This is a genomic window from Allobosea sp. Leaf344, assembly GCF_001426225.1.
GTDB lineage: Bacteria > Pseudomonadota > Alphaproteobacteria > Rhizobiales > Beijerinckiaceae > Allobosea.
On record NZ_LMRT01000016.1, the window covers coordinates 388,728 to 404,131 of the forward strand.

The window sequence follows — 15,404 nt, forward strand, 5'->3', positions numbered from 1 at the left end:
CCGATTTCCTGTTCGTCGAGCCACGCTTCGGCTGAAGCAGGCGCGTCGCGAGCCGACCCGGCCGCATGCGAAGCGACAGCCTGCTCTCGTCAACTGCCGACGAGGTCGAATTGCAGCTGGTAGATCCCGTGCATCGCTTCGGGAGCGCCCAGCTGATCCAGCACGGCGGGGCTGAGATGGTTTGACAGCACATGCTCGATCGCTTGCTGCGTGGCGCCTTCCACCAGCAGCACCCAGCGCGGAACCATGTTGGCTGCGCGCCCCTTCTGCTCGGCCGTCTTGACGTTGCTCGCGCCCTCGTCGGCCCGGCAGATATGGGCAGCCGAGATCGCCGGCGACTTCGTGATGTCCGGCAGGATCGAACCGGACACCGTCTCGAGAATGCCCCGGTCCTGCGCGGGATCGCAATCGAAGCGGACCGTCCCGATGAACCCGCCCGATCCCGCGCCGAGGGTCATCTCGACATCGCATAGCGACCGGGCGGTGTTCCGGAAATGCTGGACCGAACGCGTCGTCCACTCGGTCGGGCTGTTCAGCCGCGTGAGATAATCCGCTCCGGTGAGCACGGACTTGTTCTGCACCTCGTAGAGCGTGAAATACTCGGGCGTACCCGACAGGGCGATATAGCGGCGTCCGCGCAGAAAGCCGGGAATGCCGACCCGCTCCGGAATATGCTCGCGGTCGTGCCACTCGTAAAAATTGGCACGCCCTTCATCGGTAATGTCGTTCCAGATGGCGATGACGCCCGCTCCTGACAATGACATGGAAAGTTCCTCGCTCGCTTGTTTTCCCGTTGCATTCGTCCGACCCGGGAGGGCGGCGAACGCGATGGCGTCGCATTTGGGTTGAATCGCTGGGCGGCTGTTGACCTAAGTGGCGCGTTCGACAGTCTGGGGGGTGCCGCCTTCGGCTGCGGATCGATAGGCCGCCTCGAGCACGGCGATCGCATGCTCCGCCTCGCGCAGACCTGCGACCGGCGCCCGTCCTTCGGCCAGATCCGCCCAACTGCGTCGGAGGAATACCGGGTAGTATTCGTCGGTGTTGAACTCGACAGTGGTGGAGCGCCCGGGCTTCTGGTCGCGCGCCTTCACGTAGAGCTGATCGGCATAGGCCCGCGCGTAGGCGGAGGTATGCGAGATCGAAAACGCGAAGTCGCGCTGGTCTTCCGCGGTCGACGGATACAGGTACCCGGTTTCGATCAGGCCGATCTGGCCCGCCGCGTTCCGGCAGGTCAGGATGGCCTGCTCGTCGACGGTGACGTCGGAGCGGAACGTCCGAGCCTGAGCCGAAACATGAGTGATCAGAGCGCCCGTCAGAGACGAGATCAGATCGATGAAATGAATGCCGACATTCAGGAGCGAACCGCCGCCCGCCTGTCGCTTGTCCAGCATCCAGCTGTTCCCGTTGCGCTCGTAGCGACCAGCCAGGCCCACGATGAATCTGAAGGACAGATGCTGAAATCCTTCCGGCGAGAACCCTTCCGACGGCGAGAGATGCGAAGCCCAGTCGCTGACCCGGTTGATGAAGGGAACGCTGACGTGGACGCACCTGCGCTCCGCCAGCTGCCGGATGCGGCGGACCTCCTGCAGATTGAGGCCGCAAGGCTTCTCGATCAGAAACGGGATGCCGCGGTCGATCAGGCGTTTGGCCATGCCGGCCATCCTGGAATGGCGGCTGAACACGAGAGCGAAGTCGAAATCCGCTTCGAGCAGCGCTTCGTTCGAGTCGAAAAGCTTGCAATTCAGCCGCTGCGCGAAACGCTCCCCCGAGAATGCTTCGCTATCGGAAATGCCGACGACCTCGACACCCGGATCGCTCAGTGCCGGGATGTAGAGCGGGAAATGCCAATGACTGACGTCGAATATTGCGATCTTCATCGGAGCCTCCATGACCACGCGAGTGTCGAGCCGCTCAATCCATGTAGGAGCCGCCGTTGACGCTGAGCGTCTCGCCGAAGATGTAGCTGGCGTCTTCGGAAACGAGGAAGGCCGTCGCCCGACCGATCTCTTCGGGGCGACCGAGTCGGCCGGCGGGAATGCGCGAAATGGTCGTCGCCTTCATCTCGCTACTCATCCCATCGGTGAGCTCAGTGGCGAAAAGTCCGGGAGCCACCGCATTGACGTTGATGCCGAACGGGGCAGCGTAAAGGGCCAAGGATTTCGTCAGGCCGATAATTCCGGCCTTGGCGGCCGTGTAATGCGCATTGCCGATAAAATCGCCGCGCTTGCCTGCCACGGAACTGATGTTGACGATCTTGCCGTAGCCCTGCTGCTTCATGCCGGCCAAGACGGCCTGGCAGCAGTTGAACGAACCCTTCAGGTGGATGTCGAGCATCCGATCCCACTTCTCGGGACTGATGTCGGGGAAGCTGACGAAGTCGCCGATGCCGGCATTGTTGATCAGGATGTCCACGCGGCCGTGGTCTGTTCTGATTTTCGCGAATGCGTCGTTGACCTTGTGCGGGTCGGCCACATCGAACGCGACGGCGCTCGCGCTTTCGCCGCGGGTCCGCACCTCGGCGGCAGCCTGTTCAGCAGGCTCGAGGGTCAGGTCGTTGACGACGACATGGGCACCTCGGGCCGCTAGCACGTCGACGATGGCCTTGCCCAGACCCCGTCCTGCGCCGGTGACCACGGCGACCTTTCCCGAAAGGTCCTGTTGAACTGACCGCATGTTGACTCCCATCATCGCCCGGCTGGTTATCGAGCCGCCTAGTTTGCGAAAACCGGCGAATTATGCTAATGGAATATCGTTCCAGCAACCTCTTGCTACGTGGTGCCATGCGGCTTGTCAAATCCCTCGTCGAACGCTGTTTCGACCTCATCACCCTACTCAGCGAGCACGCTGGCGCGATGTCCCTCGGCGAGATCAGCCGCCGCCTGGACGTGCCCAAGAGCGCGGCGCACCGCCTTCTGACGACCCTGTGCGAACTGGGATGGGCCGAGCAGGACGCTGACAGCGGCTTCTATCGCCTGTCCCTGCGCCTGGCGATCGTGGGCCAGAGGCTCTTGGTGGCAACGCGCATTCCCGATATTTGCCAGCCGATTCTCGACCGGCTGGCAAATGAAACTGAAGGTCTCGGTCGAATCGCGATCGTAGATACCGATGGACTGACCTGGATCGCGCACTCGCAGGGGGCGCGCTCCGGCCTTATTTATCAGCCTGAACTTGCAGCGAAAGTTCCGTTGCACATGACGGCGAATGGAAAAGCATGGCTTGCGACGCTGGATCGCGATGAAGCCTTGGCGCGGGCCGTCGCCAGCGGGCTCGGCCGATCCGAGCTCGGCGGGCCTCGGGTCATTACGACCAAGCCGACATTTTCCGCCGCGCTGGACGAGACCGTGGAGCGGGGATGGGGCGCGGCGATCGAAGAGGCCGAGCCGGGCGTCGCTGCGGTTGCGGCCACGATCCGTGTCGGCGGGCAGGTCGTCGGAACCGTCAGCGTTGCCGGCCCCCTCCATCGCTTTTCCCCGTTGATCGTTCCCGAGGTTGCGGAAAAGGTCACGGCGACTGCGCAGGAGCTGTCGGCTCTTTGGCCGTATCGCATCGCGCCCCAGCAGAGGCTGCCTGTGGTGGCCGCAGCAAGCGGCTGATAACGTTCAGAAAATTGCAACCTCTTCGGCCGAATGCGTTTTTCGCCGACAGTGGAATTGACAGAGACGAGATTAACGGAATATCGTTCCATTAACAGCCGGCATCGGCCAATGAGAAAAGCGGCTCTTCATGGGCCAAGGGAGAGAGCAGTGGCGAACGTTGAGCTGCAGGCCGTCAAGAAGGCGTATGGCAACGCGCCCGTCATTCATGGCGTGACCGTCGATATCGACGATGGCGAGTTCGTCACATTGGTCGGACCCTCCGGATGCGGAAAATCGACGCTGCTGCGCATGATTGCCGGGCTCGAGGACATTTCGGGCGGGCAGATCCGAATCGGCGGCCGGACGGTGAACGGTGTTCCACCGAAAGAGCGCGACATCGCGATGGTCTTCCAGAACTACGCGCTCTATCCGCATATGACCGTAGCCGAAAACATGGGCTTCTCCCTGAAGCTGAAGAAGGCGTCGCGGGACGAGCGCGATGCGGGCGTCAAGCGGGCGGCGGAGATCCTCAGCCTCACCAAGCTGCTCGACCGCTATCCCCGAGAGCTCTCCGGCGGTCAGCGTCAGCGCGTGGCGATGGGGCGCGCGATCGTCCGGGATCCGCAGGTCTTCCTGTTCGACGAGCCTTTGTCAAACCTCGACGCGAAGCTTCGCGTTCAGATGCGCACCGAAATCAAGGAACTGCATCAGCGTCTCAAGACCACGACTGTCTATGTCACCCATGATCAGGTCGAGGCTATGACAATGGCCGACAAGATCGTCGTGATGCATGACGGCCTGGTCGAGCAGATCGGCGCTCCGCTCGATCTCTACAATCATCCGGCCAACATGTTCGTCGCAGGCTTCATCGGATCGCCCGCGATGAACTTCCTGAAGGGTCGCTGCGAGAATGGGCGGTTCGTGCTGGAGGACGGCTCGGCCCTGCCTTTGCCCGCCAGCCTGCAGCATCTGTCGTCCAGCGCCGTCTACGGCGTCAGGCCTGAGCATCTCGTCAGGAGCGACGATGGCCTTGCGCTGACGGTTGCGGTCGTCGAGCCGACGGGGGCCGAGACGCAGGTCATCGCTCGCCACGGTTCGCAGAGCATCGTGTGCATCTTCCGGGATTCCGAGCTTCCGCAGCCCGGTGAGACAATACGCGTCAGGCCAGACGTCGCGCGCGTTCATGTGTTCGACGAAAGCGAGGGCACGCGCCTGTCCTGATCGGCAGAAAATCCGCCTGCCACTCGCAACGGCTGCCGCTCAAAGATCTACGGGACACGCCATGTCAGCAAGTCATACACAGACCGTGGTCGCCGGCTCCGAAGCAAGCGTTTTGGCCGACACACCCGCAACGCGCAACCCAGCGCACCTCTCATGGGCGCCCTTTCTCTGGTTTGCGCCGGCGATCCTGATCCTGTTTCTGGTAACGCTCTACCCGACCGTTTTCGTCGGCTGGCTCAGCTTTCAGAAGACGAGATACTACGATCTGACGGGTTTCGTCGGCCTGACCAATTACGTCGAAGTCTTCAGCTCACCGGCCTTCTGGAACACGGTGTACGTCTCGCTGGTCTACGTCGCGGGATCGCTGGCGGGCGCCGTCGTTCTGGGGATGGCAGCCGCGCTCGTCCTGAACAACGCCGGGCCGACCGGGACCGTTCTGCGCGTGCTCATCCTGTTTCCCTGGACGCTGTCGATGTCGGTCGTCGGCAGCATCTGGCTGTGGCTCCTCAACCCGTCCTTCGGCCCCATTCCCTATCTCATGCAACTGACCGGGATCGATCCCGGCCTGATGCTGGGCGATCCGGGGCTTGCGTTGCCTCTGATCATCGTCGTCACCGCATGGTGGTCGTTTCCTTACGTCATGGTCATGGCGACCGCCGCGATGCAGTCCATCCCCAAAGAACTCTACGAGGCCGTGGAGATCGACGGCGGCGGGCCGCTGGTCAAGTTTCGCTATGTGACGCTGACCCATATCCTCCCGACGTTGGGAAGTACCGCTCTCACCTTGTCGATCATGTATCTGACCCTGATGACGCTGATCATCGTCATGACGGGCGGCGGACCGCTGGGTTCAACCACGACATTGAGTTTCGAAGCGTTCCGGGGAACCGTTCAGGCTGTCAACATCGGTCCCACCGCGGTGGTCTCCATCGTCGTCCTGCTGATCAATGTCGGCCTCGGTGTGGTCTACACCCGGCTGACCGGCCGCGTCACCGGATAGGAATTCGCAAGATGAGTGCCGCCATATCCTCCGGTCCAACCACCGGCCGTGCCCCCGCAATCCTGATGTCGCTCTTCTTCGCGGTCATCGTGCTCGGGCCCGTCGCCTGGGCCCTGGCGACCTCGTTCAAGACCGAGGTGGAGGCGGTGGCCGTCCCGCCGACGCTCTGGCCCAACAAGGCGACCCTCGAAAACTACTTCAAGGTCTTCCGGGACCAGTCCTTCGCACGCGACTTCTTCAATTCCGTCATCTACGCCGTCGGCGCCGTGGTCCTCGCGCTGCTGGTCGGCATACCGGCCGGCTACGCAGCCGCGCGCTTCACCTTCAAAGGCAAGCGCGCCCTCATGCTCGTCATCCTGGCGACGTCGATGGTGCCGGGTGTCGCGCTTCTGGTGCCAACCTATTACCTGCTCGACACGGTCGGGTTGCTCAACAGCGGGATCGTCGTGACGATCATTCTGTCGGCGCGGATCATCCCCCAGACCGTCTGGTTCATCGCCAATTTCGTCGAAGCCGTTCCCGTCGAGATCGAGGAATCGGCCTTCATGGACGGGGCGAACCGCTTCGAGATCATCTGGAACCTCATCCTGCCTCTGATCCGGCCAGGGATCGCCGCCGTCGCGACGATCGGGATCGTCACGACCTGGAACGACTACATCACGGTTGCGGTCTTCGCCCCCGACGTTGCCAAGCGGACGCTGCAGGTCGCGCTCGTCAACCAGGTCTTCGACGCCGTCGGCATCTCGTGGTCTTACATGATGGCCTTCGTCGTCATCGCGTCGATGCCGGTCATTCTCATGTTCGGCCTCGTTCAAAAGTGGTTCATCTCCGGCCTTACGGCTGGAGCGGTAAAGGGCTGACCGGAAGACCAGCCTTCGATCTGCAATGCAGAACAACAAGCGAGAGGGGAAACACCGATGATTGCTACATCGAGACGCGCAATGATCAAGGCAGCGGCAGTATTGACCGTCTTCACCGGCGTATCGGCGGCATCGATCGACCGTGCGATCGCTCAGGCCACGGAAATCATCTACTCGACGTTCCTGGATCCCAACAACGCCAACGATCCTCGGGCGGCAGCCCAGACCAAGATGATCCAGGCTTTCGAGAGCAAGCACCCCGACATCAAAATCAAACTGCTGGTCGACCCGACGGGCGCGACCGTCACCCGGGCCGTCAAATCCCGCAGCGACACGCCGGACGTCATCCGTGTCGTGAGCTTCGGGCTGGCCGAGTACGCCGCGACCGGCAATCTCGTCCCGCTCAACGATCTCGTCAAAAAGGATGGCATTTCGGAAGACGACTGGCTGCTGCCTCTATTGACGGGGCAAATCGATGGAAAGCTCTATGCTCTTCCGCAGGATTTCCGCATCCCGATCCTGACGTATCGAAAGAGCGCCCTTCAGGAAGCGGGCGTGGCGCCGCCGAAGACCTGGGAAGAGGTTTGCGCGGCGGGCACGAAATTCAAGCAGCCGAACGTCAACGGCTTCGCTGTTCCGCTCGGAGCAACCGGCGGCATCGGTGGCGCCCAAAGTCTCGCGGAATTCTTTCTCAGCACGATGCTGGTCGGCTCCGACGGTCGGTACTTCGCTCCTGATGGAAAGATCGCGTTCTCGAAAGAGAATTTTGTCCGCGCCAGCACAACGATCAAAGATCTCTTCACGAAGTGCAAAGTCACGTCGCTACGCAGTGCGCAGATGGGCATCAACGAGGTTCATGACGGCCTCCGGTCCGGCACCATAGCGATGACGAACTACGGTCTGTATCGCTTCAAAACGCTTCAGGCCCAAGGCGCAGGCGAGGATCTGGGCTGGGCTCCGGCGCCATCGTACACGGAGTCCGACAAACAGACCGTCTACAGTTACACCATCGCCTTGAACAGGCAGTCGAAGAAGCAGGACGCCGCCTGGACCTTTATGAAGTTCGTGATCTCTCCTGAGGCGCAGGCGATCGCGGCCGAGGGCGGCGAGGTGGTGTCCAGGAAATCGGCATATACTTCGCCATATCTGCAAAGCGATGTGGCCAAGAATCAGAAGCAGTGGGCTGAGCTGGTGAGCCAGCGTGGACGTGCCGTTTCTTATTCCCCGATTCTGTCGACCTTCCACACTATTCTTGGCGAAGCATTCCAGAGAATGATGCTCAGAGACGAGTCGCCGGAAAACGCCTACGCGGAAGTCGTCAAGCGCTATGACGAGGCGCTGACCAAAGCGCAGTAATCAACATTAGGCCAAGCGGGTGGGATGGGAGCGTTCTCCAACCCACTCGTCTTCATGGAGAATTTGAGATGAAGTTGTTGCGCTACGGACCGGCGGGCGAGGAGCGGCCTGCTCTTCTTGCAGGCGACGGCACAATTCGAGACCTCGACGGGATTATTCAAGACGTGAACGGTGCGTCGGTAACCCCCGATGGCCTCCGGCAGATTGCGGCCGTTGACCCGATAACTCTGCCAATCGTTAGCGACGTTGGGCGGATAGGCTCCTGTATCAGTGGCGTTGGCAAGTTCATCTGTATCGGGCTCAATTACATCGATCATGCACGTGAGACCGGCAACCAGGCTCCGGCCGAGCCGGTCGTGTTCATGAAGGCGACGAGCGCGATCGTCGGACCCAACGACGACATCGTCCAGCCGCGCGGCTCTACCAAATTGGATTGGGAGGTCGAACTAGGGGTCGTCATCGGCACGAAGGCGAAATACGTCGCCGAAGACCGGGCCCTAGCGCATGTCGCGGGCTACTTCCTCGCCAACGACGTGTCCGAGCGGGCGTTTCAGACCGAGGGGACGGGACAGTGGACGAAGGGCAAGAGCTGCGACACCTTCGGTCCGATCGGCCCCTGGCTAGTCACCGCAGACGAGATCTCCGACCCGCAGAATCTCCGGCTCTGGCTCGAGGTCGACGGGATCAGGTGCCAGGACGGAACGACTGCGAACATGATTTTTAGCGTGGCGCGGATCGTGAGCTATCTCAGCGGCCTAATGACGCTGCATCCCGGCGACGTGATCATAACCGGCACGCCGGCCGGCGTCGGGCAGGGCATGAAGCCGCCGGTCTATCTGCGTTCCGGCCAGATCGTCACGCTAGGGATCGAAGGGCTGGGCGAGCAGCGCCAGACCGTCGTCGCCGACGCGGCCTGACATGCCTCGCCCTCCGGGGCTAGGCACATGCGACATGACCGCGGAAACACCACGTCGCGGCGCCATGGTCCGAGGTCGCGGCCGCGAAGGATCGAAATCCCAGCCGGTCAACGGCGGCGTCGCTGCGACTCAAGTTCGCTCGTGTTCAAACTTTTGACTCGCGTTCAGTTTTCTCGCCTCCCGTCCCTGCTCGACGTCCCTTTCAACCAGGAGAGTTCTATGCGCCGTACGTGGCTATTGAGTTCCCTAGGCCTCTCGGTTCTCGCGGCGACGCCAGCCGTGTCCGAGGTGACGAAATTTGAAATCGTGTCACGCGGCCCGGCCTTCGAGGGACGCAGCTTCGGAGCTGCCGGACCAGTGGAGATGATCGTCGGCAAGGCGACCTTCGCCGTTGACCCGATGAGCATCGTCAACCGCCAGATCGTCGACCTCGACCGCGCGCCGCGCAACGCGCGTGGTCATGTCGAGGCAACCACCGACGTCATCATCCTGCGGCCGCGCACCGCGACGGGCCCGATGCTGGTGGACTTACCCAATCGTGGCGATGCCTTGCTCAATCGATGGCTTCACGACGCGACCGACGCGCCTCCCGGCGGCGCGGCCTCCTCCGGATCTCAGCCGGTGCGGTCGTTGGGCGCCGTGTTCAGCAAGGCTTCGAATGGCGGCAACGGCTTCTTGTTCGAAAACGGCATGACTGTGGTCGAAGTCGGCTGGCAGGGCGATGTTCCAACCGGCATCGGCCTGCAAGCTCCGGTGATCGAGGGCTTGACCGGCCCGTCGCGGGAAAGCTTCACCTTCGCCGGGGTCGACACTGTCCGGAAGGTCATTCTGAGCTATCCGGCCGCGGCTGGCGGCACGGGCACCATCACTGCGCGGGCAACGCCAGACGCCGAGGCCAAGGCTGTGGACGGCCTGACCTATCGCCAGCTTGATCCCAAGACCATCGAGGTTACTCGCCCCGCCGGGATGGGCTCACGGACCGTCTACGAGTTCAATTACACCGCCACCGACCCGGCCGTCATGGGCATGGGCTTCGCCGCGTTGCGCGATGTCGTGTCGTTCCTGAAGTTTGACAAGAGCGCATCCAACCCGCTGGCGCCCGACGGGCCTACGCAGACAATCGGCTTCGGCATTTCCCAATCGGGCCGCGCCCTGCGCGACTTTCTGTATTTCGGGTTCAACGTAGACGAGCAGAACCGCCAGGTGTTCGATGGCATGCTGCCCGTTGTGCCAGGAGCCCGTAAGAGCTTCACCAATGCCCGCTTCGCCCAACCGAGCCGCAACCCGGGACCGTCGGCCGACCGCTTGTATCCCGTTGCGCAATTTCCGTTCGCGTACGAAACGAGCGTCGATCCGAGCACCGGCGCCCAGGACGGGATCCTGAAGCAGTGCCGCGTGACCAGCACTTGCCCCAAAATCGTGCAAATCGATTCCGAATACGAGTTCTGGGCCTCGCAGGCGGGCCTGAATGTCACCGACGTTACCGGAAAGCCATTAGCCTTGCCCCCCGAGGTGCGCACCTTCATGATCGTCGGTGCTCCGCACTCAAGCTGGGGCGGCCGCGTCTCCCAACCGATGCCCGCCTGCAAGCTCGCCAGCAGTTCGGTTCAAGGTCCGCCCTTGATCCGTGCCCTGATCGTGTCGCTCAATCAGTGGCTCGGCGGAACCCCGCCGCCTGCCAGCCGATACCCAACGTTGGAAGACGGCACCCTCGGACCCGCCTCGAGCGCGTACCCCGCCAACGACGCTCTGCCTTATCAAGGGCAGTACGCGCGAGCCTACAGGGTCGCTCAGACACCCACAGGCCCCGTTGTGGAGGGCACGTTCAACCTGATGGCTCCTCAGGCCGGTACCGACGGCAACGCACGCGGCGGCGTGAAGATGCCAATGGTCGCCGTACCCCGCGGCTCCTATACAGGCTGGAATCCGCTGAAGGGCGCCGAGGGGCCGGAAGATCTATGCGAGGCACAAGGTAGTGCCGTGCCCTTCGCCGCCACCCGCGCCCAGAGGGCCGCAAACGATACCCGTCCATCGATCGAGGAACTGTACCACACTGAGGCCGACTATGTGGCCAAGGTGAAGGCTGCCGCCGACGAGCTCGTAGCAGCGCGGTTACTGCTCCCGGCCGATGCGGAGGCCGATGTCAAACTCGCCGAAGCCGGAAAGTTGGCAAGGCTCCCGCCGCCCGCCAACTAGCGGACAGACACAGGATCGGTCGCGGGCGAAATCTGCCACGGCCCGCGACATCACATCGGACAATGACCCCCGAGGCCCGGGATGACGCTGAATAATTCTCGCTCCGACAACACCGAAGCACTCGCCGCCGCCCTTGTTCATGCGAACACGACCGGGATCGGAGTGGCGAGCGCCGGACTGCCCGTGCCTGAGCACGCGGACCAAGCCATGGAGGTTCAAGCGCTCGTCCAACGCCGTTTGGACCGGACCGTGCGCGGCTGGAAAGTGGCCCTGGGCCCCGAGAAACAGCCAATCGCCGCTCCGCTGCAGGATATGCACGCCGCATACTCCGAGCTCACTTTGTTGCCAAATTGTACGATCGAAGTCGAACTGGCGGTCCGTCTCGGGAGGGATCTGCCAACGCGAGCGACCGGCTCTTACGATCGCTCCGATATCCTCGACGCGATCGAGAGCCTGATTCTCGGTATTGAAGTGATCGGCGGGCGGTTTGAAGACCCGGCAAATGTACCATTCTTATCGTTTTTGGCAGATCATCTCGGAAATCGAGCTTACATCATTGGCGATAGCTTGCCGCTCCATACACTTGAGCGGGTAGGGGACTTAAACTGTCAAGTGTCGCTGAATGAACAATCAATCTATCAGGCTGCCGCATCCCATTCTGCCGGAGATCCACTGCTGCCTCTGCTGGCTTACGCAAACAGGCAAAGCGATTATCTTGGTGGCTTGAAGGCAGGGCAGATAGTGACCACTGGGACCCTTTGTGGCGTTCTGCCGATCCATGCCGCCGGACTTCTGACGGCTCAGCTGGATGAGGTTGGCCAAGTATCCGTCCGGTTCGCTGTTTAGTGTCCGTATTAGCTCCATGTGAGTTAATGAAGGACCATTGTTCACTGGGTAACGAGTTCGATCATATTATGCCGATTTGCCAAGGATGATGGGCGCTTTCCGAGCGGAAAGAGCGCAAACCACGAGCTCGCGCTGGTGAACCGGTCATGACAAGGATAATCGCGTAGAGCTTCAGCCGCGTTGCAGGCTTCCCCTCACGGATCGTACTTAGGACGCCAGGTTAATCGAACGGAGAGCCTAAATTGGTCGTCTCTCAATGTCCGCTTCATGGCGCCGTGCCAATGTCCGCAACTGGCGCGTGGCCGCCGCCGTGCAGCTTGAGCGAGCGCGCCCTACGGAGGTGGAGCGGTTAGACGCGGCCCCGGCCCGGCGCAACACCCGCACCGTCACTGATGGGCCTCTACCGCCTAGACCCCGCGAGCGTGATGACCTTTGCTGCCGTTGCGCTCTCCACGGCGTCGATCAGGTCAGCCGGCTCGTAGGGCTTGCGTAGCAGCGGGAAGCCGTCCGCGACTGCCTCGCCTGCCGCCTCGCTGTAGCCCGTTACCAGCACGACGGGCAGGCCGGGCCAGCGCAGCGCCACAGTGCGCGCCAGATCGAGCCCGTTTCCCTCTCCTGGCATGACGAGGTCGCTTACCACCACGTCGAACGTCTCGTTTGCGAGCAAAGCCAGCGCTTTGGCCACGTTCTCGGCTAGAATGATCCGGTGTCCTCGCTCGACGAGGATCGAACAACCCACCTCGGCCACCTCGGCGTTGTCCTCGACCAGGAGGATATGCCGCTGGACAGACGCGCGGCCAGTCGGTGTTGTCAGCGCCGTCTCGGTCCGGGGCGACTCCTCGTTCGCGGCTCTGGGCAGGTAAAGCGTCACGGTCGTGCCGCGTCCCACCTCGCTGCCGATGTCCACCGAGCCGCCCGACTGCTGGGCGAAGCCGTAGACTTGGGCAAGCCCCAAGCCTGTTCCTCGACCCACTTCCTTCGTGGTGAAGAATGGCTCGAACACACGAGCGAGCACCTCGCGGGGCATGCCGGACCCGGTGTCGGTGACCGAGATGGCTACCGCCTCGGTCGCGTCAGTGCCGCGCAGCACTCGGTTCTCTGCTGACACCGTAAACATGCCGCCCTTTGGCATCGCATCTCGGGCGTTCACCGCGAGATTGATAAGGGCGACCTGTAGCTGAGACGGGTCAACGCAAACGGGCCAGAGATCGGTAGCAAGATCGAGCTTGATCTCGATGTCGCCACGCAGCGACTGCGCGATCATGTCCTGCGTGGAGGCCATGAGCCGCGTGAGGTCAACGACCTCGGGCTGGAGCGTCTGCTTGCGCCCGAAGCTGAGAAGCTGCCCCGTCAACGCGCGACCGCGCTCGACCGCAGTGATGGCGTTCTCGATCAGCCGTGGGCGGCGCTCCTCCTTGGCGCGCCGCAAAAGGTCGAGGTTGCCCATAACCACGGTCAGCAGGTTATTGAAGTCGTGCGCTACGCCCGATACGAGGCCCGACAATGCCTCCATCTTTTGCGAGTGCTGAAGCTGCTCCTCCAATAGGCGTGCCTTGGTGATGTCCATAGAGGTGCCCAGAAGCTTCGCGACCCGTCCCGAACCGTCGAGGATGGGCCGGACCACAGCCCGGCGCACAAAACGCCCGCCTGGACCTTCGCCCGCGACCTCGTACTCGACAGGCTGCCGCGTGGCGACGCATTCGCGGTAGCGATCTTCGATGTAAGCACCCAACGAGCCCTGAAAGGCTTGACCTGGGCTCTTGCCGAGTACCTCCGAACGGGTATGGCCCGTAATCTGGACGAGCGCTTCGTTCATCTCCTCGAACGCGATGGTGCCGTCCGGGCGCACGTCGCTGAGAAGAAGTCCCAGCGGGCTCTCGTGGAACAGTGCGTGGTAGCGCGTCTCGCTCTCACGCAGGCGGTCGAGCGCTCTTTGCTGCTCGCGGGTGCGCCGAGCGGCGACCCCCGTGACCGAGAGGAGCGCCACCGCTGCCGCGAGCGCCAACACCGCGTAGAGGAGAAGGTCGCGATGCCAGCCCGCGAGCACGGCCTGAACGGAGCGGCCATACAACACGTAGGCCGGATAGCCGGGGAGCTTGCGGAAGGCGTAGAAGCGCTCGACGCCGTCGATTTGCGAGTGGTTGCGGAATGCTCCTCGCTCACCCTGGTGCAGGTTGGCCATGAGCCCGCTCGTGGGCACGAGCCGCATCGGCCCGCTCAAGGGCTCCGGCCCACGGGCGAGCGCCGTCCCATCCTCGCGAATGAGCGAGATTGAGTCTCCGGGGCTGAGCGCGAGGCTCTTGAATGCCTCGGCGAAGTAGGTGGGATCGAGCGAGGCCACAATCACGCCGTCGAAGGCACCGCCCTCCGCGCTGCGGCGGCGCGCAACGTTGAGGAACACGCGGTTCGCCACTGTGCGACCGGGCCTGGGTTCGCCGAGGTAAGTCCCGCTGTCACGCTCGCTCAAAGCCTGGAAGTAGTCGCGGTCGGCGACGCGCGAGGTGTCGGGGGTCGGGAAGAACCGGCTCGACGCGCGCCCCCGGCCTTGCGGGTCTATGAGCCAAATCACGTCCGTCTGGCGCAAGCGCTCGTCGAGGGCCTTGAGCCATCGATGCAGGTCGGGCGAGGCCGCAATCTCATTCCAGGTCATCCCCGCGACGCGCTCGTCGATCTCCGCGATCGCGAGTTCCTGGAGAGCGAATACGCGCCGCGCCTGCTGGTCGAGGATGTCTGCCGTGCGCTGGACGGTCTGCTGGGCCTCGCGAATGTGCTGACGGTAGCTCTGCCACGTGCCGAAGACGAAAAAGAGCCCTGGCACGAGGATGGAGGCAACGGCGAGTGCACGTATCGCCCCTCCAGACGCGCGAGAACCGCGTTTTCGTGGGAAGGCTGTGAACCGCTCGAATGGCATTATGCGCTCCCGCTCGCGAAGGCGCGAGCGCTGGGTCTCTCTGCCGCCGTTTCCTATGTTACGAGCACAGCGACGCCAAGTTCTACCTTGGCGAAGAGTTTGCGGCCAACCTTTCCGAGGGCTCGCAGCTGGCGCGCAGCGTCTCAGTGATCAAGCGCAGAGGCAGGACTGACCACCGGCAAGCGCGGCATTCCTAGACCATCTCGGATTTGCATTCGACGTGCCGAACCGAAGTAAGGCGTGACGCACGCTGAGGCCCGTTCCAGCTCTACCCGATCCTGCGCCCACGCTCGCAAGTCTGCTTCAAGACAGTCACGCAATGTCTGCAGTTGGCGCTGAGCGCTGGAGAGGGGCAGGCTGATGAGGCATCGCACCCACAAGGAGAAATAGCTCCTGCGAGACGTTGGCACTCTTCGCAAGCGTGACGAGACAAGAGAATCGGGTAAAGGCGCGCTCCAATCAGTCCTATCGATCACGCCTACCGCCTATGCCTACCAATCGAAGCCCGCGCTCCTTCGCCGA

Annotated in this window: 12 protein-coding genes; 8 read left to right on the forward strand and 4 right to left on the reverse strand. The window is 62.6% G+C overall.

Going from position 1 to position 15,404, the window contains the following annotated elements:
* Nucleotides 1–89 precede the first annotated feature (89 nt).
* The 3 genes from ASG72_RS20065 to ASG72_RS20075 all read right to left on the reverse strand — a co-directional run bounded on the left by ASG72_RS20065 (nucleotide 90) and on the right by ASG72_RS20075 (nucleotide 2,688).
* Nucleotides 90–764 carry a DUF4286 family protein gene (locus ASG72_RS20065; protein WP_056716483.1) on the reverse strand — a complete coding sequence of 225 codons (675 nt, stop codon included), beginning with the start codon at nucleotides 762–764 and terminating at the stop codon, nucleotides 90–92.
* 105 nt (nucleotides 765–869) lie between these two features.
* Complete coding sequence (locus tag ASG72_RS20070; protein ID WP_056716650.1) at nucleotides 870–1,877, reverse strand: Gfo/Idh/MocA family oxidoreductase; 1,008 nt, start codon at nucleotides 1,875–1,877, stop codon at nucleotides 870–872.
* 34 nt (nucleotides 1,878–1,911) lie between these two features.
* Nucleotides 1,912–2,688, reverse strand: coding sequence for an SDR family NAD(P)-dependent oxidoreductase (locus ASG72_RS20075; RefSeq protein ID WP_082540516.1), 777 nt, complete (start codon nucleotides 2,686–2,688; stop codon nucleotides 1,912–1,914).
* A gap of 53 nt (nucleotides 2,689–2,741) precedes the next feature.
* Here ASG72_RS20075 and ASG72_RS20080 point away from each other — a divergent pair, with 53 nt between their 5' ends.
* The 8 genes from ASG72_RS20080 to ASG72_RS20115 all read left to right on the forward strand — a co-directional run bounded on the left by ASG72_RS20080 (nucleotide 2,742) and on the right by ASG72_RS20115 (nucleotide 11,971).
* A complete protein-coding gene (locus tag ASG72_RS20080; protein WP_162246271.1) occupies nucleotides 2,742–3,593 on the forward strand; it encodes an IclR family transcriptional regulator in 852 nt (283 codons plus the stop codon).
* Between the two features lie 150 nt (nucleotides 3,594–3,743).
* The gene (ugpC, locus tag ASG72_RS20085) at nucleotides 3,744–4,796 is read left to right on the forward strand and encodes a sn-glycerol-3-phosphate ABC transporter ATP-binding protein UgpC (protein ID WP_056716491.1); all 1,053 of its coding nucleotides are present in this window, start codon (nucleotides 3,744–3,746) and stop codon (nucleotides 4,794–4,796) included.
* Between the two features lie 112 nt (nucleotides 4,797–4,908).
* A complete protein-coding gene (locus ASG72_RS20090; RefSeq protein WP_162246272.1) occupies nucleotides 4,909–5,796 on the forward strand; it encodes a sugar ABC transporter permease in 888 nt (295 codons plus the stop codon).
* An 11-nt stretch (nucleotides 5,797–5,807) separates the two neighbouring features.
* Entirely contained in the window at nucleotides 5,808–6,656 is an 849-nt protein-coding gene (locus tag ASG72_RS20095; protein ID WP_082540519.1) for a carbohydrate ABC transporter permease, read from the forward strand.
* 81 nt (nucleotides 6,657–6,737) lie between these two features.
* Nucleotides 6,738–8,012, forward strand: a complete 1,275-nt coding sequence (locus tag ASG72_RS20100; RefSeq protein ID WP_056716498.1) for a sugar ABC transporter substrate-binding protein — start codon at nucleotides 6,738–6,740, stop codon at nucleotides 8,010–8,012.
* Nucleotides 8,013–8,080: 68 nt separating this feature from the next.
* Nucleotides 8,081–8,929 carry a fumarylacetoacetate hydrolase family protein gene (locus ASG72_RS20105; RefSeq protein ID WP_056716501.1) on the forward strand — a complete coding sequence of 283 codons (849 nt, stop codon included), beginning with the start codon at nucleotides 8,081–8,083 and terminating at the stop codon, nucleotides 8,927–8,929.
* Nucleotides 8,930–9,208: 279 nt separating this feature from the next.
* The gene (locus tag ASG72_RS20110) at nucleotides 9,209–11,125 is read left to right on the forward strand and encodes an alpha/beta hydrolase domain-containing protein (protein WP_156396069.1); all 1,917 of its coding nucleotides are present in this window, start codon (nucleotides 9,209–9,211) and stop codon (nucleotides 11,123–11,125) included.
* Between the two features lie 81 nt (nucleotides 11,126–11,206).
* Nucleotides 11,207–11,971: a fumarylacetoacetate hydrolase family protein gene (locus ASG72_RS20115; protein WP_056716505.1), complete on the forward strand. Its 765-nt coding sequence runs from the start codon at nucleotides 11,207–11,209 to the stop codon at nucleotides 11,969–11,971.
* A 400-nt stretch (nucleotides 11,972–12,371) separates the two neighbouring features.
* Here the strand turns inward: ASG72_RS20115 and ASG72_RS20120 are convergent, their stop codons facing one another.
* Complete coding sequence (locus ASG72_RS20120) at nucleotides 12,372–14,882, reverse strand: ATP-binding protein (protein WP_082540521.1); 2,511 nt, start codon at nucleotides 14,880–14,882, stop codon at nucleotides 12,372–12,374.
* Between the last annotated feature and the right edge of the window lie 522 nt (nucleotides 14,883–15,404).

What these genes read in the sequence shown, in the direction of transcription:
- ASG72_RS20065 (WP_056716483.1), bottom strand. Translation starts at nt 764, where the DNA reads ATGTCATTGTCAGGAGCGGGCGTCATCGCCATCTGGAACGACATTACC.
- ASG72_RS20070 (WP_056716650.1), bottom strand. Translation starts at nt 1,877, where the DNA reads ATGAAGATCGCAATATTCGACGTCAGTCATTGGCATTTCCCGCTCTAC.
- ASG72_RS20075 (WP_082540516.1), bottom strand. Translation starts at nt 2,688, where the DNA reads ATGATGGGAGTCAACATGCGGTCAGTTCAACAGGACCTTTCGGGAAAG.
- ASG72_RS20080 (WP_162246271.1), top strand. Translation starts at nt 2,742, where the DNA reads ATGGAATATCGTTCCAGCAACCTCTTGCTACGTGGTGCCATGCGGCTT.
- ASG72_RS20095 (WP_082540519.1), top strand. Translation starts at nt 5,808, where the DNA reads ATGAGTGCCGCCATATCCTCCGGTCCAACCACCGGCCGTGCCCCCGCA.
- ASG72_RS20100 (WP_056716498.1), top strand. Translation starts at nt 6,738, where the DNA reads ATGATCAAGGCAGCGGCAGTATTGACCGTCTTCACCGGCGTATCGGCG.
- ASG72_RS20105 (WP_056716501.1), top strand. Translation starts at nt 8,081, where the DNA reads ATGAAGTTGTTGCGCTACGGACCGGCGGGCGAGGAGCGGCCTGCTCTT.
- ASG72_RS20115 (WP_056716505.1), top strand. Translation starts at nt 11,207, where the DNA reads ATGACGCTGAATAATTCTCGCTCCGACAACACCGAAGCACTCGCCGCC.
- ASG72_RS20120 (WP_082540521.1), bottom strand. Translation starts at nt 14,882, where the DNA reads ATGCCATTCGAGCGGTTCACAGCCTTCCCACGAAAACGCGGTTCTCGC.